At 42.2% G+C, this 1,692-nt stretch carries 1 protein-coding gene; it reads left to right on the top strand.

The window, feature by feature from the left end:
• On the top strand, positions 1-1,483 hold a 1,483-nt coding region (locus AC0QH1_RS30095; RefSeq protein WP_324635132.1), incomplete at its 5' end, for a M23 family metallopeptidase.
• Positions 1,484-1,692: the final 209 nt, after the last annotated feature.

Below are 1,692 nucleotides of genomic sequence, written 5' to 3'. Positions count from 1 at the left end.
TCATGATGCTGAAACGGGCGCTGGCTTGCTGAATATGACGGCGGCGGTGCATTTGGCGAAGGTGACGAAGCCAGAGGTGGAAGTTGATGAGAAGAGTTTACAGTTTATTCCGTTGACATGGAGTGGGGAAGGTTTAGTGACTCCAATGGAACGGGCAGCAGACCCTGATGTTTCAAGTCCTGGGTCAAGTCAAGTTTCTAATAGTTCCAACCCAGTCAGGACGTTTAGTGATTTCTTGAAGGTTTTTGGCAACACACAAAGTTCAGGTTTTAGAATTTTTTTAAGAAGAATTTTCGATGGGTTTTATCTTCAAAACAAATACAATAATAAAGGACTTGTTGGGCGTCTTCTTTTTCAAACTCATCGAGGCTTGGATAATCGTATTGCCACTCGATATTCAAGCGATGGTCAAAATTGGTCAGCCTGGAAAAAGGAAAATATACCTAATGAAGTAACCTACTATCAGCCTGTAGTTGCAAAACTGAATGGTGTTGCTTACCAGTCTCACGTTGGCAAGGATAAGAAAATCTATACTCGTTCTTCCACTAATGGTATTAACTGGACAGCTTGGAAATCAGCCAATGTTTCCAATGAAGAAACAAACTATGCAGTTGCCATGACAGCTTTAAATGGAAGACTTTACCAGTCTCACGTTGGCAAGGATAAAAAAATCTATACTCGTTCTTCCACTAATGGTATTAACTGGACAGCCTGGAAATCAGCCAATGTTTCCAATGAAGAGGCCTATGGTGATCCTTGGCTAGAAGCATTCAACGGAAAGCTATATCAGTATCATATTGGCAAAGAGGGTTATCTTTATATGCGTTCTTCAAATGATGAACAAAACTGGAGTGCATGGAAAAGAATGGGAAATGCTCGAACTCATTTTCCTGAGAAGAAAGATGGTGGTGGTAAATACTATCCTGAACTTGCTTCTTTCAGTACTGATAAATGGGATATCCAAAGTGGTGATGATAATCAATTCCGACCAAATTCACCCTTTGGTGGTAGCAACCAAATGTGGAAAACCAGTGATACTGTTCGGCAAGTTTATACAGACTTATCCAAAGCGATTTTTGGTTCTCGCGTTCACATGAATGCAGGTTACGCTTACGACCAAAGCTACTATAACGGTTTCGGAAAGTGGCACGCCGGAATTGATATGGGCGCACCTGCTGGTACTCCAATCAAAGCAGTAGTTGGCGGAACAGTAAATTGGGTTAATTCTGATTTCATGGGGATTGACAGTGACGATGGCAATCATTGGGTTTATGGACATCTGGGTACTAAGTATGTATCTCGTGGTCAACGAATAGAAGTTGGACAAACCCTCGCTGTTCTTGATTTTGCCAATCACCTTCACCTAGAAGTTCAACACGGCCATAGTTATAAAAGAACAAATGGCGCTCATCCTAATCAAGGTTATGTTCGTAGTGTAACGATGAGTCCCCTTCAAGCTTATTGGAAACTGCGAAATCGCTAGTAGTGGTATCGCGGTAACCCCAAGGTGGTGGGCTACGGCGGATTAATAGATTGCTTTTATAGCATAGCTTTTAGCCGTCTAACCCACCCTACAAACTACTTAAGAATCAGTTGGTTTCGATAATCAAATTTAGTAGGGTGCGTTCCGGCTTCGTTTAATCCTTGGATTTTGGCAACAAGATTAAGCCAGCCGGAACGCACCGATTCGGG

The organism is Phormidium sp. CCY1219, assembly GCF_055795085.1.
The sequence above is the reverse complement of the archived record's forward strand: the minus strand, read 5'-3'. Positions and strand labels throughout refer to the sequence as shown.